Raw genomic sequence first — 21,786 nt, forward strand, 5'->3', positions numbered from 1 at the left:
CGCGGACCCGTTGATCCGCCTGTCGAGGAAGCTTCCGTGCTTACGTCTTTGATTCGGCGCGCGCCGGCCGCGCTGTCGTGGCGCGCCGTGTGCCGCCCGGCCCGCGCGCTGATCGTCTGCGCGCTGCTGCCGCTCGTCGCCTGCGCGACACACCCGCCCGCCACCTCGCTCGATCGCCCTGTCTCCCACGCGTTGTCTGCCGATACCGCGACCCCGCTGCGCGATGCGCTGGCCGCGCCGGAAGCCGCGCATGCGGGGCAGTCGGGCTTCCGGTTGCTGGCCGACGGCGCCACCGCATTGCAGATGCGCATCGCGCTCGCGCGCGCGGCGACGAAGACGCTCGACATGCAGTACTACATCGCGACCGAGGATACGACCGGCAAGCTGCTGCTTGGCGCGGCGCTGTACGCGGCCGATCGCGGCGTGCGCGTGCGGATGCTGGTCGACGACCTGAACTTCCACGACATCGACCGCGTGATGGCCGCGCTGAATACGCACCAGAACATCGAGATCCGCGTATTCAACCCGTTCGGCGCGTCGCAGCGCGGCATGGCCGAGCGCACGGCCAACTTCTTCACGCGGATCGACAGCTTCACGCGCAGGATGCACAACAAGGCGATGATCGCGGATAACCAGCTCGCGATCGTCGGCGGCCGCAATCTCGGCGACGAATACTTCAGCGCGAGCCCGACGCTGCAGTTCCGCGATCTCGACGTGCTCGCGGCCGGCCCCGTGACGAACGACATCTCGAAGAGCTTCGACGACTACTGGGCGAGCGCGAGCAGCTATCCGCTGCGCGCGCTGAATCATCAGAAGTTCGATCCGAAGGATCTCGACGCGATGCGCGACGAGCTGCGCGACCACTGGCGCAAGAACGCCGATCCGTACAACGCGAAGCCGCTGAACGCGACACCGCTCGCGCAGCAGATCGCGCGCAACGAACTCGAACTCGTGTGGGCGCCGGCCGAATTCAAGGTCGATGCGCCGGACAAGGTCGCGCGGCCGACCGACACGTACGTGAGCCCGCCGATGCAGCGCCTGGCCGAGCTGACGCGCGGCGCGCGCAAGGAATTCCTCGCGTTCTCGCCGTACTTCGTGCCGCACGACGCCGGCGTGAAGATCCTCGGCGATACGACCGCGCGCGGCGTGCGCGTCGCGATCGTGACGAATTCGCTCGCGGCGACCGACGCGATCGCGGTGCAGGCCGGCTATGCGCCTTATCGCGTCCCGTTGCTGCAGCGCGGCGTCGAGCTGTACGAATTCAAGGCGCAGCCGGACCAGCAGCCGACCCGGCTGTTCGGCTCGCGCTCGCGGGCGAGCCTGCATGCGAAGGCCTACGTGATCGACCGGCAAATCCTCGTGATCGGTTCGCTGAACCTCGACCCGCGCTCGGCGCACCTCAACACCGAACTCGCGCTCGTGATCCACAGCCCGGTGCTCGCGCAGCAGGCCGCGGCGATCTTCGCGCGCGTGACGCAGCCCGACGAAAGCTATCGCGTCACGCTCGCGAAGCAGACTGACGGCGGCCGGCCCGCGCTCGAATGGACCGGCGTCGACGGCGGTCAGCCGGCCACGTATCACGTCGATCCGCATGCCGGGCTGAAGCGCAACGTGATGACGGGCATCTTCATGTTGCTGCCGGTCGACGACCAGCTGTAAGGGCCGGAACGACTCAGGCCAAACCCGCGATTCCGGTGCGCGGGGAAAGGTGATATGGTTGTGTGCGCAACGATATGCGTATCGTGACGGCACCGGCGGACGGCTCGCGCAATGCGGGCCGGCCGGCGCCGAACGACGCGCCGAACCAGCCGCCACGCAGCCCGCGCCGCGTGCGACGCCAGCAGACGACCGACGATGCGCGCAGCCGCCCGCGCGGCCGCGCCCGTCCGCCACCGGAGTGCCCCATGCAACGTGTACCGAACCAGCCGTTCACGCGTCCCGCCCGTTTCTCCGAGGCCGAATGGCAGGCGCGCGTGCAGCTCGCGGCCGCCTACCGGATCTTCGACCATCTCGGCTGGACCGAGCTGATCTACAACCATATCTCGCTGCGCGTGCCGGGCGAGGACGGCCATTTCCTGATCAACCCGTTCGGGCTCCATTACCGCGAGGTATGCGCGTCGAACCTCGTGAAGATCGACATCGACGGCAACGTGATCGGCCATTCCGACTGGCCGATCAACCCGGCGGGCTTCACGTTCCACAGCGCGATCCATGCGGCGCTGCCGGACGCGCACTGCGTGATGCACGTGCATACGACGCCGACGATGGCCGTGTGCTGCTCGCGCGACGGGCTGTCGTTCTCGAACTTCTATTCGGCGCAGCTGTACGGGAAGATCGCGTATCACGATTTCGAGGGCATCACCGTGCATCTCGAGGAAGGGCGGCGCATCGTCGAGAGCGCCGGCGGGCGGCCCGTGCTGCTGCTGCGCAACCACGGGCCCGTGACGATCGGCGCGACGCTCGCGCAGACTTTCTCGCTGATGTGGCTGCTCAATCGCGCGTGCGAGGTGCAGGTCGCGACCCATGCGATCGGCGACGCACTGCCGATCGCGCCGCCGGTGCTCGAGGGCTGCGTGCGCGATTCGCTGAATTTCGATCCGAAGCACGGCGCGGGGCAGGACGCTTTCGACGCATTGCAGCGCATCGTCGATCGCATCGATCCCGGCTATCGCGCGTGATGCAGGCGGCGCGCGCCGGTGACGATGCGCGCATGCCGTGCAGGCAAAAAAAACGCGGCCGGATGGCCGCGTGAATACTCGCAGACTCCTTCGGACGAAGGAAACAAGCAACTGTGAAACGAAGTGTAGCGAAAGGCCGCGCGCGGATTCAGGGCTCCCGCTGCAAAGGTCTCTTCCAGGTTCCGGCAGGCTCGCCGACGCGCGGGGCTGCCGGATCGGCGGCGATCGACTACCATCATGTCACGTCCCCGTCCGGGTGGCGTACCACGTCGTACAAGGAGGATTCATGCCGAAGCTGCGTTTGCTCCAGGTGGCGTTGCTCGCGGGCGTGCTGGTCGCCGGCGGTGCCGCTGCCGAAACGGTGCGCCTGTCCGCCAACCTGCAGCCGTCGAGCGAAGTGCCGCCCACCGCGACGAAGGGCTCCGGCGCCGTCGACGCCACCTACGACACCGCTACCCACATGCTGCGTTGGACGGCGACGTACGAACACCTCACGGGGCCGGCGACCGCCGCGCACTTCCACGGGCCCGCGCCGGTCGGCCAGAACGCCGGCGTGCAGGTGCCGGTCCCGAAGGACGAGCTTGCGAGCCCGATGAAGGGCGCGAAGGAGCTCACCGACGCGCAGGTGACCGACCTGATGGGCGGCAAGTGGTACTTCAACGTGCACACGAAGGAGCATCCGTCCGGCGAGATCCGCGGCCAGATGATGCCGGCGAACTGAGCCGGCCGGGCGCGCGACGGCGTTTGATATAGAGGCTCCCGTCGAGCGGCGCGGCGGCGATCGCACGTACCATCGTCACACTGCGATGACGGAGTGTGTTCGATGAGTTGGCAAAGCAAGTTCGCGTGCTGGCTGCTGCGCTGGCAGTTTCGTCCCGAGACCACGCGCCCGGTGCTCGATCCTGCCCGCGCTCGGCGCTTCACCGACCTGAGAATGATCGTGCCGCGTCGCGCGCCGTCGGGCTACCGGCTGCGCGAGTGCTACGGTCCCGGCGACGCGCCGCTGCGCGGCGAATGGCTCGAACGCACCGACGCGCTCGCCGCTCGCGGGCCCGGCCGCACGCTGCTGTACTTCCACGGCGGCGGCTACTACTTCTGTTCGACGAAAACCCATCGGCCGCTCGTGTTCGGCCTCACGAAGCGCGCGGGCGTGCGCTCGTTCTCGCTCGACTACCGGCTCGCACCCGAAAACCGCTTCCCGGCCGCGCTCGACGACGCGCTGGCCGCCTACCGGCAATTGCTCGCGCTCGGCACGCCATCCGAATCGATCGTGTTCGGCGGCGATTCGGCGGGCGGCGGCCTCGCGCTCGCGACGCTCGTTGCGCTGCGCGACCGCGGCGAACCGTTGCCGGCCGGCGCGATCCTGTTCTCGCCGTGGACCGATCTGGCCGGCACGGGCGGCACGATGCGCAGCAACGACGGCCCCGACCCGATGTTCGCGGGCGCGGCGCTGCCGAAGGCGGCGAAGCTGTATCTGGGGGATGCCTCGGCGACGCATCCGTACGCGTCGCCGTTCTATGCGGATTTCACCGGGCTGCCGCCGCTCTTTATCCAGGTTGGCAGCACCGAGGTGCTGCTCGACGATTCGCGCCGCGTCGCCGACAAGGCGAAGGCGGCCGGCGTGCCGGTGGAGATCGAGGTGTGGCCCGACATGCCGCACGTGTGGCAGCTGTACGCGCCGATGGTGCCGGAGTCGCGCGACGCGCTCGACCGGGCGGCCGCGTTCTTGCGCCGCGTCGCGGTCGAGCGGGCGGTTCAGCGCGTCGGCGAGCCGTCGATCGCCTGATACGCGGCTTTCACGGCCACCGAGCCGTACTTGCGCTCGAGCCGGCGCACGGTGAAGTGGCCGTGCGCCATCTGCTGGAAGTGGTCGATGAACAGCGTGTTGACGGTCGCGCCGAGCACCGCGCCGATCGCCGGGATCGACTTCGCGGCCATCTGCTCGGTGACCTGCACCGAGAAGCGTGACGCCACCGTCTGCACGAGCTTGAACACGGCCGCCGAGCTGTGCGCGGCGATCCCTTTCGCCGTGATGTCCGACGACGCCTTCGAAATCGCCTGCGCGAGCGCGCCGCGCAGCACGAAATAGCCGAGATCGGCGTCCTCGTCGTCCTTGTCCGAGTTGCCGCCCATGCCGAGCACGGCCAGGCACTGCAGCTGCGTATCCACCGAGCCCAGGTCCTCGCCCTCGCTGCGCGCGATGTCGCAGACCGAGCGGAAGATCAGCGTCGTCGTCACCGGCAGCTCGACCGGCAGCGCGAGGAAGCCGAATGCGCCGCCCGCCGCGCCTGTGGTCGCGACCGCGAGCTTGTGCAGCAGGTTGCTCGGCTTGTCCGGCTCGGCATCGGGCGTCTGCGGCTTGCCGAGCGTGCGCAGCGCGATGTTCAGGCACTTGCGCAACGCGAGCTGCGTCGCGTCGTTGATCTTGCCGGTCGCGAAGTCCGGCAGCCGCGCGATCATCTTCTCGACCGGCGCGCCCAGCATGCCCGTCAGCTTCATCGTCAGCGACGGGCTTTCCAGTACCTGCTTCGCGCGCTGCAGGGCGTCCTGATCTTCCGGCGACAGCGTCGCGGCAGGCGTGATTGAAATCGGTTCCATCTTTCTCCTTGGCGGCCGGGGCGGGTTGAACCGTCGCCAGCCTAGATTACTCCGGCGTGCTAGAATTTTGAGATTGTTTGACTCGTCAAAAGTTGCATCAGCAAAAAATGGCCGTCCATACTGCCGCCCACCATTCGAGCGGGCAAGTCCTGCCGTTCCGCGAATCGCTGCTGGCGATGATCGGGATCTCGTTCGTCACCATGCTCGTCGCGCTCGACCAGACGGTCGTCGGCACTGCGTTGCCGACCATCGTCGCCGAACTCAGGGGCTTCGACCTGTACGCGTGGGTCGCGACCTCGTACCTGCTCAGTTCCGTGATCACCGTGCCGATCTTCGGCCGCCTCGGCGACTATTACGGCAGAAAGCCGTTTGTCGTCGTGTCGATCGTCGTGTTCACCTGCGCGTCGGTGCTGTGCGGAATGGCGAACGACATGCTGTACCTGGTGCTCGCGCGCGGGCTGCAGGGGATCGGCGGCGGGATGCTGGTCGGCACCGCGTTCGCGTGCATTCCCGACCTGTTCCCCGATTCCGTCGTGCGGCTGCGCTGGCAGGTGCTGATGAGTTCCGCGTTCGGCATCGCGAACGCGGTCGGGCCGTCGCTCGGCGGGATCCTGACCCAGTCGTTCGGCTGGCGCTCGGTGTTCTACGTCAACCTGCCGGTCGGCCTGCTGTCGCTGTTCTTCGTGTGGCGCTACTTGCCGCACCTGCGGCATGTCGAGCACGACCGCAAGATGCGGCTCGACTGGCCCGGCGCGCTGCTGATCGCGCTGTCGCTCGGCGCGCTGCAGCTGTTCGTCGAATGGCTGCCGAAGTACGGCGTCATGAGCTGGGCGTCGCTGCTGCTGGTCGTCGCGGTCGGCGCCGGGGTTGGTTTGTGGCGTTGGGAAAAGCGCTGCGCGCAGCCGATCCTGCCGTTCGACATGTTCGGCAACCGCGCGCTGTCGGCGCTGTTCGTGCTCGCGATCCTCGCCGGCTTCTCGATGTTCTCGCTGCTATTCTATGCGCCGCTGCTGTTCCAGGGGGGCTTCGGGATGTCGCCGAAGGAGGCGGGGCTCGTGATCACGCCGCTCGTCGTGTTCATCACCATCGGCAGCATCATGAACGGCCGCGTCGTCACGCGCATCCGCCATCCGAACGCGATGCTGCACGTCGGTTTCGTGCTGTTCGCGATCACATGCGCGGGCATCGTCGTGTCGACGCACGCGACGCCGACCTGGATGCTGATGGCGCTGATGGTCGCCGGCGGCATCGGTCTCGGTTTCGTGCTGCCCAACCTCACCGTGTTCGCGCAGCAGACGGCCGGCCGCGAGCACCTCGGCATCGCGACCGCGCTGCTGCAGTCGCTGCGGATGGTCGGCGGGATGCTCGGCACGGCGCTCACGGGCACGCTCGTCAACCAGATGTATTCGAGCGGCGTGCGCGATGCGCTGTCGGGCGACCACGCACTGCAATGGCATGCGCGGCTCGCCGATCCGCAGATCCTGATCGACCGCGCCGCGCAAGGCGGTCTCGTCGCGGAGCTGACCCGCGCCGGGCATAATGGCGCGCTGCTGCTGGAAGCGGCCCGCGAATCGCTGGTCGGCGCGATTCACCTGGGGGTCGCGATGGCGGCCGTCGTCGCCGTGGTGTCGGTGTGGCAGTGCCGCCGCGTGCCGCCGATCGCGCTGCGGCACAAGATCGAGCCGCATGTCGCGGCCGATTGACCGATTCAACGATTCACCGGACACGAATTCAGCGCATGGAAGAACAGGACCGCGTCGCGATCTTGCAGCAATTCGGACGCACGTATCGCGCGTTCATGACCGCGTTCGAAACGAACGTCGGGCAGCCGATGCCGCGCTGGCGGATCATGGTCGCGCTGCACACGATGGGCGGGCATTCGTCGCAGAAGAAGCTCGTCGAAGTGCTGCGCATCGATCCGGGCGCGCTCACGCGCCAGCTGAAATCGCTCGACGCGCTCGGCTGGATCGAGCGCGCGTCCGATGCCCGCGACAACCGCGTGACCAACGTCACGCTGACCGACGCCGGCCGCGCCGCGTTCGACGCGTGCCTGCCGCGCCGCAAGGCGTTCCTCGAACAGACGATGGCCCAACTGCCTGACGACGTGCTGAATGCGCTGTCGGGCGCGCTGGCGATGCTGGAATCGCGGATCGCGGATGTCGGCTCGCCGCCGGCATCGCATTGAAGGTAGGGCGGCAAGCAACGCGACGGCGCGCACGCGTCGGCCGATCGCGGCCGGCGCGGCGCCTGGGGCGGCCGGGGCGCACAGGGCGCACCAACGCGCCGCCGCCCGGCGTTTCACTTCATCTCATTTCAACTTCATTTACAGCTCGATGCGCGTGCCGAGCAGCGTGAGGAATTGCGCGAGCCATGCCGGATGCGCGGGCCACGCGGGTGCGGTGACGAATGGCGCGTCGGTCACGGCTGCATCGACCGGGATGTCCGCGTATTCGCCGCCGGCGAGCTTCACTTCGGGCGCGCAGGCCGGGTAGGCCGAGATGCGCTTGCCGCGGATCACGTCGGCGGCCGCGAGCAATTGCGCCGCATGGCAGATCGCGGCGATCGGCTTGCCGGCTTCCGCGAACGCGCGCACCAGCGCGATCACCTTCGAATCCAGGCGCAGGTATTCGGGCGCACGGCCGCCCGCGATGGCGAGCGCGTCGTAGCCCGACGCATCGACGTCGTCGAACGTCGCGTTCAGCGTGAACTGGTGACCGGGTTTTTCGGTGTAGGTCTGGTCGCCCTCGAAATCGTGAATCGCGGTCTTGATCTTGTCGCCCGCGCGCTTGCCCGGGCAGACTGCATCGACGTGGTGGCCGACGGCCTGCAGCGCCTGGAACGGCACCATCGTTTCGTAGTCTTCGGCGAAATCACCGGTCAGGAACAGGATCTTCTTCGCGGCCATGGCTTTCTCCATTGAACAGCGTTGAGGGTCCGTTCGCGCCGTGTGCGGCAGACGGGCGCTACGGCGGCGAAGCGGCCCCGAGGACGAAAGCGCAGTGTACTCCGGCAGATTGAAGCGCGCGTGACGGCCGCCCCGCGCGGCGGCGGGGCGGCGTGCGCAGTGTGTCAGAAGAAGGTTTCGACGATTTCCGTCACGCGGAATTGCGGATCGAGGACGAGCAGCTGGCGCCACTTGTCGAACGTCAGGCACGGGTGCGAAATGTCGAACGCGACCATGTCGCCGACCTTCACGTCCGCGCCCGGCGGGATCTGCAGATACGCGTGCTGGTCCATCATTCCGGTGACGGCCCAGCCTTCGCTCGCGGCGACGTCGCGCGGTACGCTGTCGCGGCCCGGGCGGAAGTGCCGCGCCGGCTCGGGCAGGCCCGCGTCGAACGCCGCGTCGCGCTTGCCGAGCGCGATGATCGCGCGATCCTGCTCCGGCACCGACTGCACGTACGCCCACAGCTGCAGAGCCGGCAGCAGCCCTTCACCCATCCTGCGGGCGATCGGGTTGCGCGCGAACACGTCGGTCTGCGCCTCCTTGTAGATGCCGACGTCGTGTGTCAGGTAGCAGCCCGGACGCAGCACGACTTCCGCGAAACCGGCGTCGGACGCCTTCGCGAATTCCTCCGCGACCACGTCGTACCACGCCGAGCCGGCGCCCGACAGGATCGCCGGCGTGCGCGCGAAACGGCCGGCTTCGGCCAGCTCGCGCGTGAGCGCGACCGCATCCTGCAGGAACGCGCGGATCTCGCCTTCCTCCTTCAGCACGCCTTCGTAGAGTTCGATGCCGGCCAGCTTCAGCGTGTCCGGATAGCGCGCGATCGCGTCGAGCACGGCTTTGCGCTGCGCGGCATCGCGCACGCCCGCGCGGCCGCCCGGCACGCCGAGCTCGAGCAGCACGTTCAGCGTCTTCTTCGCGTCGCCGAAGAAGCGGCCGAGCTGGTCGACGCCGTCGGCCGAATCGACGAGGCAGAAGAATTCGAAGTCGGGGTCGGACAGCAGCTCCGCGATGATCGTCATGTTCTGGCGGCCGACCAGCTGGTTCGCGAGCAGCACGCGCCGCACGCCGCCGTGATACGCGGCCTGCGTCTGGTGCGCGGTCGCGAGCGTGATGCCCCATGCGCCGGCGGCGAGCTGGCGGCGGAACAGTTGCGGCGCCATCGTCGTCTTGCCGTGCGGCGCGAACTGGGCGCCGTACTGCTGGACGAACGCCTGCATCCAGTTCAGATTGTGTTCGATGCGATCCGCGTACAGCACCGCGGCCGGCAGGCTGACGTCTTCCGCGAGCAGGTTCCACTCGAGGCGGCTTGCGTCGCCGAGCGGCACGCTCGCGCTCGGCAGGTTGCCGAGGCCCTTGCCCAACGGATTGATTGTCGGTTTCTGATAGTTTGTAACTTTCATGTCATCCCGCTCCATCATCACTATGCATTGCACTAAAGTTGACATGCCGATGGTACAGAAAGTAGCATCGGCGCGGTGATGTTATTTAGTAACATAAAGCGCCCCACCTTTCAGCAGATGAATTCGCCCGCCACCCCGTCAGCGCCATTCGCCGCCGAGCACCCGGCTCCGGTCGCCCAGCCGCTCCTCGACATCGTCGCGCGCATTGCCGAATGCGCGCCCGAGCTGCGCGAAGCCGAACGCAAGGTCGCGGCATTCATCCTCGCCGATCTTGCGCGCGCCGCGCATGCGAGCATCGGCGCGCTGGCGCGCGACGCGCAGGTCAGCGTCGCGACGGTCACGCGTTTCGCGAAGGCCGTCGGTTGCCGCGACGTGCGCGAACTGAAGGTGCTCGTCGCGCAGGCCGCGGCCGTCGGCCAGCGCTTCCTCGTGCCGTCCGACGCGCATCCCGAAGAAGACGCGAGCCCGGCATCGGTGGTCTACGACGAGATCCGCGTGGCGCTCGCGCATAACCACCAGCTGCTGCGCAACACGTCGTTCGACGCGGCGGCCGACCGGCTGGCCGGCGCGAAGATGGTCTACGTGTATGGGCAGGGCGGCGGTTCGACCGCGCTCGCCGACGAGTTGCGCTTCAGGCTCGTGCGCTTCGGCCGGCCGGTCGCGAGCTACCAGGACAGCCTGCTGCAGCGCATGGTGGCCGCGACGCTGTCGCGCGACGCCGTGGTCGTCGCGCTGTCGGTGAGCGGGCGCGTGCCCGAGCTGCTCGAGAGCTGCCGCCTCGCGAAGCGCTACGGCGCGACGCTGATCGCGATCACCGCGCCGGCTTCGCCGCTCGCGAAGCTCGCCGACCACCTGATCCCGGTCGTCGCGTTCGAAACCGATTTCATTTACAAGCCTTCGACGTCGCGCTACGCGATGATGATGGCGATCGACGTGCTCGTTACCGGAGTCGCGCTGCGGCTCGGCGACGCGGGCCGAGAATCGCTGCGCCGCATCAAGCATGCGCTCGATGCGCACCGCGGCGGCGGAGACCGTCAACCGGTAGGAGACTGACCATGCATTCGCATCCCGAAGCCGCCGATACGCTGATCGTCGGTGCGCAGCTGTACGACGGCACCGGCGCACCGCCCGTCACGCGCGACGTCGCGATCCGCAACGGCGTGATCGCGGCGATCGGCAACCTGTCGAACTGGCTCGCCGAAACCGTCGTCGATGCGAACGGCCGCGCGCTCGCGCCGGGCTTCGTCGACGTGCACACGCACGACGACACGCACGTGATCCGCGCGCCGGAGATGCTGCCGAAGATCTCGCAGGGCGTGACGACCGTGATCGTCGGCAACTGCGGGATCAGCGCGTCGCCGGTGACGCTCGCGGGCGATCCGCCCGATCCGATGAACCTGCTCGGTGATCGCGACGCGTTCCGCTACCCGACCTTCGCCGCCTATGTCGCGGCCGTGAACGATGCGCGTCCGGCCGTCAACGTCGCGGCGCTCGTCGGGCACACCGCGCTGCGCAACAACCAGATGGACCGCCTCGATCGCGCGGCGACCGACGGCGAAATCGCCGGGATGCGCACGCAGCTCGAGGAGGCGCTCGCGAACGGGGCGCTCGGGCTGTCGTCGGGCCTGGCCTACGGCTCCGCGTTCGCGGCGCCGGCCGAGGAAGTGATGGCGCTCGCCGAGCCGCTCGCGAATGCGGGCGCGCTGTACACGACGCACATGCGAACCGAGTTCGACGCGATCCTCGACGCAATGGACGAGGCCTACCGCGTCGGCCGTCACGCGCAGGTGCCGGTCGTGATCTCGCACCTGAAGTGCGCGGGCCCGTCGAACTGGGGGCGCAGCACCGAGGTGCTCGCGTCGCTCGAAGGCGCGCGCCGCTACCAGCCGGTCGGTTGCGACTGCTATCCGTACAGCCGCAGCTCGTCGACGCTCGACCTGAAGCAGGTGACGGGTGACATCGACATCACGATCACGTGGTCGGAGCCGCATCCGGAAGTCGCCGGCAAGCTGCTGAAGGCGATCGCGGCCGACTGGGGCGTGACCGAGCAGGAGGCCGCGCAGCGGATCCGCCCGGCCGGCGCCGTGTACCACAACATGTCCGAGGACGACGTGCGCCGGATCCTGTCGCACCCGGCGACGATGGTCGGCTCGGACGGCCTGCCGAACGATCCGCTGCCGCACCCGCGGCTGTGGGGCGCGTTCCCGCGCGTGCTCGGCCATTACGTGCGCGACACGAACCTGCTGCCGCTCGAGGAAGCGATCCGCAAGATGACGTCGCTGTCCGCGCGCCGCTACGGGATCGCGGGGCGCGGCGAAGTGCATGTCGGCTACCACGCGGATCTCGTGCTGTTCGATCCGGCGCGCGTGATCGATGCCGCGACGTTCGACAAGCCGCAGCAACCCGCGCACGGGATCGACGCCGTGTGGGTGAACGGCGTGCTGACCTATGAGAACGGCCGGCCGACCGGCGAGCGCGCCGGCGGTTTCGTCGCACGCGGCGAGCGCGTGCCGGCGAGTGCCGACGCCGCGTTCTGAGCGCGGTCTCCAACCGATTTGCCGCGTGCGCCATGTCGGCGCGCGCATCCGCAACCGTGCGTTGCATGGGCTGGCGCGGGCGCTGACGTGCCGATGCCGGTCGACAAACCAGGAGTGAAACGATGAAGCGATATGGCGTGGGCGAAGCGAAGGGTACCGGCGGCCAGGTGATGCCGTTTGCACGCGCGGTCGAGGCCGACGGCTGGCTGTACGTGTCGGGCCAGACGCCGATGGTGAACGGCGAGGTCGTCGAAGGCGGGATCGTCACGCAGTCGAAGCAGACGATCGAGAACGTGATCGCGATCCTGAAGGAAGCCGGCTACGGCCTCGAGCACGTCGTGCGTTGCGGCGTATGGCTCGACGACGCACGCGATTTCGCGTCGTTCAACAAGGTGTTCGTGTCGTACTTCGGCGAGCATCCGCCGGCGCGTGCGTGCGTGCAGTCGAGCATGGTCATCGACTGCAAGGTCGAGGTCGACTGCATCGCGTACAAGGCGCCTGCGAAGTAACGCAGTAACGCGCGCGTTTCCCGCGCACAGCAAAACAGCCCCGTCGGCGCGAGCCGGCGGGGCTGTTTCGTTGCGGGCCTCATGGTTGCCGCTGGCGGCGGCTGGCGGCGATTGCCCGCCAAGTTCCGTTACTGCCGCGCGGTCCGTGCGTTGTCCGGCATCGGCTGATTGTAGTTCGTGCGGAACGGGTTGATGTCGAGTCCGCCGCGGCGCGTATAGCGCGCATACACCGCGAGCTTCAGCGGTTTGCACGCGTGCAGGATGTCGAGGAAGATGCGCTCGACGCACTGCTCGTGAAAGCCCGTGTGATTGCGGAACGAAATGATGTAGCGCAGCAGCCCCGCATGATCGATCTGCGGCCCCACGTAGTGGATCTGCACGCTGCCCCAGTCGGGCTGGCCGGTGACCGGGCAGTTCGAGCGCAGCAGGTCGGACACGAGCGTCTCCTCGACCGGCGCTTCGTCCTGGGCGGCCGACAGCAGCGACGGATCCGGTTCGTACACGTCGGTGTCGAGGTCGAGCCGGTCGAGCGACAGCCCGTCGAGCTCTTCCATCTGGAGCTTGCCGAAATCGTGCGGCGACACGAGCTGCACCGACACGCTCGCGCCGCACGCGGCCGACACGTCGCGCTTCAGCGTGTCGCGCACCGCGTCGAGCGAGTCGAACTTCGATTGGGCGAACGAGCCGAGATACAGCTTGAACGACTTCGATTCGACGATGTTCGGCGATTCGGCCGGCACGTAGAACGTCGCGACCGCGAGCTGCGGCTTGCCGCGCGCGTTGAGCCACGACAGTTCGTACGCGTTCCAGATGTCGGTGCCGAAGAACGGCGGCGCCGACGTGATGCCGAGCTGCTGGCGCGCGCCGGCGCGCGGGATCGGGAACAGCAGCGACGCGTCGTACTGGGCGGCGTAGACGGTGGCCTTGCCGAGCGGGGAGTGTTCGGGATTCATTGCACGAAGCCTTTACGACAGGAAGAGCCGGTACGCCGGATTGGCGCTCTCTTCGACATACGGATAGCCGAGCGCCGCGAGGAAGCGTTCGAACTCGGCGCGATCGGCCTGCGGCACCTGCAGCCCGACGAGGATCGAGCTGTAGTCCGCACCCTGGTTGCGGTAATGGAACAGGCTGATGTTCCAGTCCGGCGCCATCGACGACAGGAACTTCATCAGCGCGCCCGGCCGTTCCGGGAATTCGAAGCGGAACAGGCGTTCGTCGAGCGCGAGCGGCGAGCGGCCGCCCACCATGTAGCGGATGTGTTCCTTCGACAGCTCGTCGTGCGTCAGGTCGACGGTCTTGAAGCCGTGCGACTCGAAATTCGCGGCGATCTCGGCCGATTCGCCGCGCCGCTTGATCTGCACGCCGACGAAGATATGCGCGGCCTGCGCATCGGCGATCCGGTAGTTGAACTCGGTGACGTTGCGTTCGCCGACGAGCGAGCAGAAGCGCTTGAAGCTGCCGCGCTCCTCGGGGATCGTGACCGCGAACACGGCTTCGCGCGCCTCGCCGACTTCCGCGCGTTCGGCGACGAAACGCATCCGGTCGAAGTTCATGTTCGCGCCGGACGTGACCGCGACGAGCGTCTGGTTCTCGATCCCTTCGCGTTCCGCGTAGCATTTCGCGCCCGCGACCGCGAGCGCGCCGGACGGCTCGAGCACGCTGCGCGTGTCCTGGAACACGTCCTTGATCGCCGCGCACAGCGCGTCGGTGTCGACCGTCATGACGCCGTCGAGGAATTCGCGGCAGAGCCGGAAGGTTTCCTCGCCGACGAGCTTCACCGCGGTGCCGTCCGCGAACAGCCCGACTTCGCTCAGCTCGACGCGTTCGCCTTTCTGCAGCGACTGCGCCATCGCGCACGAATCCTCGGCCTGCACGCCGAACACCTTGATCTCGGGCCGCACCGCCTTGACGTACGCGGCCACGCCGGCCGCGAGGCCGCCGCCGCCGATCGGCACGAAGATCGCGTGAATCGGGCCCTGGTGCTGCCGCAGGATTTCCATCGCGATCGTGCCCTGGCCGGCGATCACGTACGGATCGTCGAACGGGTGAACGAACGTGAGGTCACGTTCGGCCTGAACCTTCACGGCGTGCGCATACGCATCGCTGTACGACTCGCCCGCCTGGATCACCTCGACGCTCGGGCCGCCGTGCGCGCGCACCGCGTCGACCTTCACCTGCGGCGTCGTGACGGGCACGACGATCACGGCCTTGATGCCCATCCGGGCCGCCGAGAACGCGACGCCCTGCGCATGATTCCCGGCCGATGCCGTGATCACGCCGCGCGCGAGCGCGTCGGCCGGAAGGTGCGCCATCTTGTTGTACGCGCCGCGCAGCTTGAACGAGAACACCGGCTGGTTGTCCTCGCGCTTCAGGTACACGGGGTTGCGCAGCCGGGCCGACAGGTTGCGGGCGGGTTCGAGTTCCGTCTCGAGCGCGACGTCGTAGACGCGCGCGGTGAGGATTTTCTTCAGGTAATCGTGGGATGCCATGGGCGCTCGCGTGCGGTGCGGAAGCAGACGGTAAAGGATCAATGATAGCGCCAAGGGTCCGCCCGCATGCAAGCGGCATGCCGGGCGCGCCGTCGCGAAACCGCGCTGGCGGGCGTGTTTGCCGCGCGACGCGTCCCTGTTTACCGGCTTAACCGCATGGTTACCGACCGGACGGACGGCAAATGCCGCCGCGAAATCGTGCCGAACCAGGCCTGGTGCGGGTTGCGGCGAAAGCCCCACGACCTGTCCGGCCTGTCACGGACGGCCCGATCATGGGTTAGAATTCTGTTTTGAATCAAGGATCGGAAGATGCAGAGGCACCCTCGGATCGCCCCGTTGAAGCCGACGCCGCGCGCAGCCAGCCCTGCGGCGGAGCGGCATGCGCGCCGCGCGCGATCGTGCTGATGGCTCCGAGTGCCGCCAGGCCCTGCCAACCCGGAACGGTGAGTCCAGACCCGCTCCGGCCCCATGCGAGATAGTCGCACGCCTGGCACCAGAACAGATTTCCCCAAGATTGCGCCTACGCGCTTGCCGACGCCCGTGCACGGTGTATCGGCCCTCCGAGTCGTCCGAACATGAACGCACCACAAGTTTTCGATCCGCATGGCGCGGCCGCCGCCGTCGCCGCCGACCCCGCGCCCCGACTGCGCGAGATTCCCTATAACTACACGTCCTTCTCCGACCGCGAGATCGTGATCCGCCTGCTCGGCGCGGAGGCGTGGTCGGTGCTCGACGAGTTGCGCGCCGAACGCCGTACGGGCCGCTCGGCACGGATGCTGTATGAAGTGCTCGGCGACATCTGGGTCGTGCGCCGCAACCCGTACCTGCAGGACGACCTGCTCGACAACCCGAAGCGCCGCGCGCTCCTGATCGAGGCGCTGAACCACCGTCTGACCGAGATCGGCAAGCGCCGCCGCGCCGACCTCACCGCGCACCACGACGACGCAGGCCGCGAACGCGCGGAACGTGTCGAGATGCTCGAAGCCGCCGCGCAGCGCGCGGTCGACGAATTCGCCGACGAATTCGACAAGATGGCCGACCTGCGCCGCCGCGCGACCAAGGCGCTCGGCCGCTGCACGCAGAAGGACAACATCCGCTTCGACGGGCTGTCGCGCGTGTCGCACGTGACCGATGCGACCGACTGGCGCGTCGAATACCCGTTCGTCGTGCTGACCCCCGATACCGAAGCCGAGATCGCGGCACTGATCAAGGCCTGCTTCGAGCTCGGCCTGACCGTGATCCCGCGCGGCGGCGGCACCGGTTACACGGGCGGCGCGGTGCCGCTCACGCCGTTCTCCGCCGTGATCAACACCGAGAAGCTCGAACAGCTCGGCGCGGTCGAGCTCACCGAACTGCCGGGCGTCGCGCACAAGGTGCCGACGATCTTCTCCGGCGCGGGCGTCGTCACGCGCCGCGTGACGGAAGCGGCCGAAGCGGCCGGCTACGTGTTCGCGGTCGATCCGACCTCGCTCGATGCGTCGTGCATCGGCGGCAACGTCGCGATGAACGCCGGCGGCAAGAAGGCCGTGCTGTGGGGCACCGCGCTCGACAACCTGGCCTGGTGGCGGATGGTCGACCCGGACGGCAACTGGCTCGAAGTCACGCGCCACGAGCACAACCAGGGCAAGATCCACGACATCGCGGTCGCGCGCTTCGAGCTGAAGTGGTTCGACGGCGCGTATGCGCCGGGCGAGAAGCTGCTGAAAAGCGAGATGCTCGAGATCGAAGGCCGCCGGTTCCGCAAGGAAGGCCTCGGCAAGGACGTCACCGACAAGTTCCTCGCCGGCCTGCCGGGCGTGCAGAAGGAAGGCTGCGACGGGCTGATCACGTCCGCGCGCTGGGTGCTGCACAAGATGCCCGCGCACACGCGCACCGTCTGTCTCGAATTCTTCGGTCAGGCGCGCGAGGCGATCCCGAGCATCGTCGAAATCAAGGACTACCTGTTCGAGACGTCGAAGCAGGGCGGCGCGATCCTCGCGGGCCTCGAGCACCTCGACGAGCGCTACCTGCGCGCGGTCGGCTACGCGACCAAGAGCAAGCGCAACGCCTTCCCCAAGATGGTGCTGATCGGCGACATCGTCGGCGACGACGCCGATGCGGTCGCGCAAGCGACGTCCGAAGTGATCCGGATGGCGAACGGCAAGAGCGGCGAAGGCTTCGTCGCGGTCAGCGCGGAGGCGCGCAAGCGCTTCTGGCTCGACCGCAGCCGCACGGCCGCGATCGCGAAGCACACGAACGCGTTCAAGATCAACGAGGACGTCGTCATCCCGCTGAACCGGATGGGCGAGTACACCGACGGCATCGAGCGGATCAACATCGAGCTGTCGCTGAAGAACAAGCTGCAACTGGTGGACGCGCTCGAGGCGTTCTTCCGCGCCGGCAACCTGCCGCTCGGCAAGACCGACGACGCGAACGAGATCCCGAGCGCCGAACTGCTCGAGGATCGCGTCCAGCAGGCGCTGGAGTTGCTCAAGCGCGTGCGTGCGCGCTGGGAATTCGTGCGCGACCGGCTCGACCAGCCGCTGCGCGAGGCGCAGCACTACCTCGTGCAGCTCGGCTACGAGGCGCTCGCCGAGAAGTTCGCCGATCGGGCGGACGAGCAGCCGGGCGCGACCGTGTTCCACATCACGCAGGACCGCACGGTCCGCATCTCGTGGAAGCAGGAGATCCGCGCGGAGCTGCGCGCGATCTTCAACGGCGGCGCGTTCAAGCAGATCCTCGACGAAGCGCAGGCGATCCACAAGCGCGTGCTGCGCGGCCGCGTGTTCGTCGCGCTGCACATGCACGCGGGCGACGGCAACGTCCACACCAACATCCCGGTCAACTCCGACAACTACGAGATGCTGCAGGACGCGCACGCGTCGGTCGCACGCATCATGAAGCTCGCGCGCTCGCTCGACGGCGTGATCTCCGGCGAGCACGGGATCGGCATCACGAAGCTCGAGTTCCTGACCGACGACGAGATCGCCGAATTCCGCGCGTACAAGCAGCGCGTCGACCCGCATGGCCGCTTCAACAAGGGCAAGCTGCTCGACGGCGCCGACCTGCGCAACGCGTACACGCCGAGCTTCGGGCTGATGGGCTACGAGTCGCTGATCATGCAGCAGTCCGACATCGGCGCGATCGCCGATTCGGTGAAGGACTGCCTGCGCTGCGGCAAGTGCAAGCCGGTGTGCGCGACCCACGTGCCGCGCGCGAACCTGCTGTACAGCCCGCGCAACAAGATCCTCGCAACCTCGTTGCTGGTCGAGGCGTTCCTGTATGAGGAACAGACGCGCCGCGGCGTGTCGATCAAGCACTGGGACGAGTTCAACGACGTGGCCGACCACTGCACGGTGTGCCACAAGTGCGCGACGCCGTGCCCGGTGAAGATCGATTTCGGCGACGTCACGATGAACATGCGCAACCTGTTGCGCAAGATGGGCAAGAAGAAATTCAACGCCGGCAATGCGGCGGGCATGTTCTTCCTGAACGCGACCAACCCGCAGACGATCAACATCGCGCGCGGCGCGATGATGGGCGTCGGCTACAAGGTACAGCGCTTCGCGAACGACATGCTGAAGAAGGTCGTGACGAAGCAGACGCAGCACCCGCCGGCGACGGTCGGCAAGCCGCCCGTCGTCGAGCAGGTGATCCACTTCGTCAACAAGAAGATGCCGGGCAACCTGCCGAAGAAGACGGCGCGTGCGCTGCTCGACATCGAGGACAACAAGATCGTGCCGATCATCCGCAACCCGAAGTCGACGACGGTCGATTCGGAAGCGGTGTTCTACTTCCCGGGCTGCGGCTCCGAGCGCCTGTTCTCGCAGGTCGGCCTCGCGACGCAGGCGATGCTGTGGGAAGCGGGCGTGCAGACGGTGCTGCCGCCGGGCTACCTGTGCTGCGGTTATCCGCAGCGCGGCTCGGGCCAGTACGACAAGGCCGAGAAGATCGTCACCGACAACCGCGTGCTGTTCCACCGGGTCGCCAACACGCTGAACTACCTCGACATCAAGACGGTGGTCGTGTCGTGCGGCACCTGCTACGACCAGCTTGCAGGCTACGAATTCGACAAGATCTTCCCGGGCTGCCGGATCATCGACATCCACGAGTTCCTGCTCGAGAAGGGGATGAAGCTCGACGGCGTGACGGGCACGCGCTACATGTATCACGACCCGTGCCACACGCCGATCAAGACGATGGATCCGGTCAAGCTCGTCAACGAGCTGATGGGCGCGGAGAAGGACGGCTACAAGATCGAGAAGAACGATCGCTGCTGCGGCGAATCGGGCACGCTCGCGGTCACGCGTCCGGACATCTCCACGCAGGTCCGCTTCCGCAAGGAAGAGGAAATTCGCAAGGGTGCCGCGAAGCTGCGCAGCATCCCGGTCGTGGCCGGCAACGCGCCGGCGCCGGCCGCGGCCGCGAACGGCCCGGACGTGAAGATCCTGACGAGCTGCCCGTCGTGCCTGCAGGGCCTGTCGCGCTACAACGAGGACGCGAATATCGAGGCCGACTACATCGTGGTCGAAATCGCGCGCCAGGTGCTCGGCGAGAACTGGATGGCCGACTATGTCGCCCACGCGAACAATGGCGGGATCGAGCGCGTGCTGGTCTAATGCGGGCATGACGACCGCCCGGCCGGGCTTGGGATGAGCGGGCGCCGGCGCACGAGCGCCGGCGCCCGTCCACATGGGAGCGACGATGGAATGCGTGTTTTGCCGTGAAGACGGCGGCGAGGTGCTCTGGCAGGACGACATGCTGCGCGTCGTCCTCGCGGCGGGCGAGCACGACTACCCGGGCTTCTGCCGGGTGATCTGGGGCGCGCACGTGGCCGAGTTCTCCGATCTCGGCGAGCCCGAGCGGGCACATTTGATGCGCATCGTGTACGCGGTGGAGCGTGCCGTGCGCCGCGTGATGCAGCCGAACAAGGTGAATCTCGCGAGTCTCGGCAACATGGTGCCGCACGTGCACTGGCACGTGATCCCGCGCTTCTCGAATGACGCCCATTTCCCGCAGCCCGTCTGGGCGCCGCGCCAGCGCAGCGTGTCCGAGGCGCTGCTGCGCTCGCGCGCGGCGCAGGCCTCGCTGCTGCACAATGCGGTGCGCGAGGAAATTCAACGAACGACCGATCCGAGGCAGCCATGAGCGGTTTGACTTCCACGACGCCGATTCCGTCCGGCGTCGTCGTGCACGCGGTGTCGCGCGTGCTCGAATTGCAGTACCCGAACGGAGAGAACTTCCGGATTCCGTTCGAGCTGATGCGCGTCTATTCGCCGTCGGCCGAGGTGCGCGGCCATGGGCCCGGCCAGGAGACGCTGCAGACCGGCAAGCGCGAGGTGACGATCACCGCGCTCGAGGGCGTGGGCAACTATGCGCTGCAGCCGACGTTCTCCGACGGCCATTCGACCGGCATCTACTCGTGGGATCTGCTGTACGAACTGGCGACGCAGCAGGACGCGCTGTGGCGCGACTATTTCGACAAACTGAAGGCGGCTGGCGTCGAACGCGACGCGCCGATGCAGGCGGCACCCGCGCCGCACGGCCACTGCCACTGAAAGCGACGGCGCCCGCTCGGCGCCGTCTTGCCATTTACTGAGGATCAACGCGATGAGTAAAACCCACTTCGGCTTCGAAAGCGTCGAGGAAACCGAAAAAGCGAAGAAAGTGGCAGGCGTGTTCCATTCGGTCGCGAGCAACTACGATCTGATGAACGACCTGATGTCGGCCGGCATGCACCGCGCGTGGAAGGCGTTCACGATCGCGCAGGCGAACGTGCGCCCCGGCTTCAAGGTGCTCGACATCGCGGCCGGCACGGGCGACCTGACCAAGTCGTTCGCGAAGGCGGCAGGGCCGACGGGAGAAGTCTGGCACACCGACATCAACGAATCGATGCTGCGCGTCGGCCGCGATCGGCTGCTCGACAAGGGCATCGTGACGCCGTCGCTGCTGTGCGACGCGGAGAAAACGCCCTTTCCGGACAACTACTTCGATGTGGTCACGGTCGCGTTCGGGCTGCGCAACATGACGCACAAGGACGCCGCGCTCGCCGAGATGCGCCGCGTGACGAAGCCCGGCGGCCGCGTGATGGTGCTGGAATTCTCGAAAGTCTGGGATCCGCTGAAAAAAGCGTACGATCTGTATTCTTTCAAAGTATTACCGTGGCTTGGCGACAAGTTCGCGAAAGATGCTGAAAGTTACCGGTATCTTGCTGAGTCTATCCGGATGCACCCCGATCAGGACACGCTGAAGACGATGATGGAACAAGCGGGCCTCGATGCCGTCAAATATTACAATTTGTCAGGTGGCGTGGTAGCTTTACACCTAGGAACCAAGTACTAAGGGGTTCTTCCCATACATTCGCCTTACATTTGGAGAAGCTGATGTCCGAATCGCGTTCGTTGTTCAACCGTAGCAAGCCGTCGAAGCCGTGGGCTCGACGGGCCGGCACGCTGCTGATGGTCGGCCTGCTCACGGCCGGCACGTTCGCATCGCTCGACGCCGAGGCCAAGCGCATGGGCGGCGGGCGCAGCATCGGCCGTCAGAACTCCACCGTCACGCAGCGCCAGGCCACGCCGCCCGCGCAGCAGCCGATGCAGCAGGCCGCACCGGCGCAGGCGCAGCGCGCGAACCCGGCCGCACCGGC

At 67.5% G+C, this 21,786-nt stretch carries 18 protein-coding genes and 1 pseudogene; 14 read left to right on the forward strand and 5 right to left on the reverse strand.

The genetic code is table 11. From position 1 onward, the window contains the following. Positions 1–36: 36 nt before the first annotated feature. The 4 genes from F3J14_RS24305 (at position 37) to F3J14_RS24320 (ending at position 4,464) form a co-directional block, all read left to right on the forward strand. Positions 37–1,659 (forward strand): phospholipase D family protein, encoded by a 1,623-nt coding sequence (locus F3J14_RS24305; protein ID WP_166725156.1) that lies wholly within the window; start codon positions 37–39, stop codon positions 1,657–1,659. A gap of 245 nt (positions 1,660–1,904) precedes the next feature. Continuing rightward, entirely contained in the window at positions 1,905–2,678 is a 774-nt protein-coding gene (locus tag F3J14_RS24310) for a class II aldolase/adducin family protein (protein WP_006497398.1), read from the forward strand. A gap of 286 nt (positions 2,679–2,964) precedes the next feature. Further along, positions 2,965–3,399 carry a CHRD domain-containing protein gene (locus tag F3J14_RS24315; protein ID WP_166725157.1) on the forward strand — a complete coding sequence of 145 codons (435 nt, stop codon included), beginning with the start codon at positions 2,965–2,967 and terminating at the stop codon, positions 3,397–3,399. A 102-nt stretch (positions 3,400–3,501) separates the two neighbouring features. Next, positions 3,502–4,464, forward strand: a complete 963-nt coding sequence (locus tag F3J14_RS24320; RefSeq protein ID WP_166725158.1) for an alpha/beta hydrolase — start codon at positions 3,502–3,504, stop codon at positions 4,462–4,464. On the opposite strand, the gene F3J14_RS24325 is transcribed toward F3J14_RS24320, so the two are convergent. Beyond that, entirely contained in the window at positions 4,434–5,276 is an 843-nt protein-coding gene (locus tag F3J14_RS24325) for an EcsC family protein (protein ID WP_166725159.1), read from the reverse strand. The genes F3J14_RS24320 and F3J14_RS24325 overlap by 31 nt on opposite strands. 107 nt (positions 5,277–5,383) lie before the next feature. Between F3J14_RS24325 and F3J14_RS24330 the strand changes: the two genes are divergently transcribed. After that, positions 5,384–6,979, forward strand: coding sequence for an MDR family MFS transporter (locus tag F3J14_RS24330; RefSeq protein WP_166725160.1), 1,596 nt, complete (start codon positions 5,384–5,386; stop codon positions 6,977–6,979). A gap of 35 nt (positions 6,980–7,014) precedes the next feature. Then, positions 7,015–7,461, forward strand: coding sequence for a MarR family transcriptional regulator (locus F3J14_RS24335; protein ID WP_166725161.1), 447 nt, complete (start codon positions 7,015–7,017; stop codon positions 7,459–7,461). 138 nt (positions 7,462–7,599) lie between these two features. Here the strand turns inward: F3J14_RS24335 and F3J14_RS24340 are convergent, their stop codons facing one another. Continuing rightward, positions 7,600–8,181, reverse strand: coding sequence for a DJ-1/PfpI family protein (locus F3J14_RS24340; protein WP_166725162.1), 582 nt, complete (start codon positions 8,179–8,181; stop codon positions 7,600–7,602). Positions 8,182–8,345: 164 nt separating this feature from the next. After that, the gene (locus F3J14_RS24345; protein ID WP_166725163.1) at positions 8,346–9,626 is read right to left on the reverse strand and encodes an amino acid deaminase; all 1,281 of its coding nucleotides are present in this window, start codon (positions 9,624–9,626) and stop codon (positions 8,346–8,348) included. A 117-nt stretch (positions 9,627–9,743) separates the two neighbouring features. On the opposite strand from F3J14_RS24345, the gene F3J14_RS24350 reads away from it, so the two are divergent. The 3 genes from F3J14_RS24350 (at position 9,744) to F3J14_RS24360 (ending at position 12,672) form a co-directional block, all read left to right on the forward strand. After that, positions 9,744–10,679 (forward strand): MurR/RpiR family transcriptional regulator, encoded by a 936-nt coding sequence (locus F3J14_RS24350; RefSeq protein ID WP_166725164.1) that lies wholly within the window; start codon positions 9,744–9,746, stop codon positions 10,677–10,679. A gap of 2 nt (positions 10,680–10,681) precedes the next feature. Continuing rightward, a complete protein-coding gene (locus F3J14_RS24355; protein WP_166725165.1) occupies positions 10,682–12,163 on the forward strand; it encodes a D-aminoacylase in 1,482 nt (493 codons plus the stop codon). Between the two features lie 122 nt (positions 12,164–12,285). After that, on the forward strand, positions 12,286–12,672 hold the full coding sequence (locus F3J14_RS24360; protein ID WP_006751946.1) for a Rid family hydrolase: 387 nt from the start codon (positions 12,286–12,288) through the stop codon (positions 12,670–12,672). Positions 12,673–12,800: 128 nt separating this feature from the next. On the opposite strand, the gene queF is transcribed toward F3J14_RS24360, so the two are convergent. Together queF and ilvA are read right to left on the reverse strand one after the other, a co-directional pair. Then, on the reverse strand, positions 12,801–13,625 hold the full coding sequence (gene queF / locus F3J14_RS24365) for an NADPH-dependent 7-cyano-7-deazaguanine reductase QueF (protein ID WP_166725166.1): 825 nt from the start codon (positions 13,623–13,625) through the stop codon (positions 12,801–12,803). Positions 13,626–13,637: 12 nt separating this feature from the next. Further along, positions 13,638–15,161, reverse strand: coding sequence for a threonine ammonia-lyase, biosynthetic (ilvA, locus tag F3J14_RS24370; RefSeq protein ID WP_166725167.1), 1,524 nt, complete (start codon positions 15,159–15,161; stop codon positions 13,638–13,640). Positions 15,162–15,736: 575 nt separating this feature from the next. Between ilvA and F3J14_RS24380 the strand changes: the two genes are divergently transcribed. The 5 genes and pseudogenes from F3J14_RS24380 to F3J14_RS24400 form a co-directional block, all read left to right on the forward strand. After that, positions 15,737–19,759 (forward strand): DUF3683 domain-containing protein, encoded by a 4,023-nt coding sequence (locus F3J14_RS24380; RefSeq protein ID WP_166725168.1) that lies wholly within the window; start codon positions 15,737–15,739, stop codon positions 19,757–19,759. Positions 19,760–19,844: 85 nt separating this feature from the next. After that, positions 19,845–20,288, forward strand: a complete 444-nt coding sequence (locus F3J14_RS24385) for an HIT family protein (protein ID WP_166725169.1) — start codon at positions 19,845–19,847, stop codon at positions 20,286–20,288. Next, positions 20,285–20,698, forward strand: coding sequence for a DUF971 domain-containing protein (locus F3J14_RS24390; RefSeq protein ID WP_011657903.1), 414 nt, complete (start codon positions 20,285–20,287; stop codon positions 20,696–20,698). The genes F3J14_RS24385 and F3J14_RS24390 overlap by 4 nt, the downstream gene beginning before the upstream one ends. Before the next feature lie 52 nt (positions 20,699–20,750). Beyond that, a complete protein-coding gene (gene ubiE, locus F3J14_RS24395) occupies positions 20,751–21,482 on the forward strand; it encodes a bifunctional demethylmenaquinone methyltransferase/2-methoxy-6-polyprenyl-1,4-benzoquinol methylase UbiE (RefSeq protein ID WP_006751940.1) in 732 nt (243 codons plus the stop codon). Between the two features lie 41 nt (positions 21,483–21,523). Next, positions 21,524–21,786, forward strand: a pseudogene (locus F3J14_RS24400) (hypothetical protein); the annotation flags it as partial.

It is taken from the genome of Burkholderia sp. Tr-862 (assembly GCF_011753085.1).
GTDB classification, from domain to species: Bacteria; Pseudomonadota; Gammaproteobacteria; order Burkholderiales; family Burkholderiaceae; genus Burkholderia; species Burkholderia ambifaria.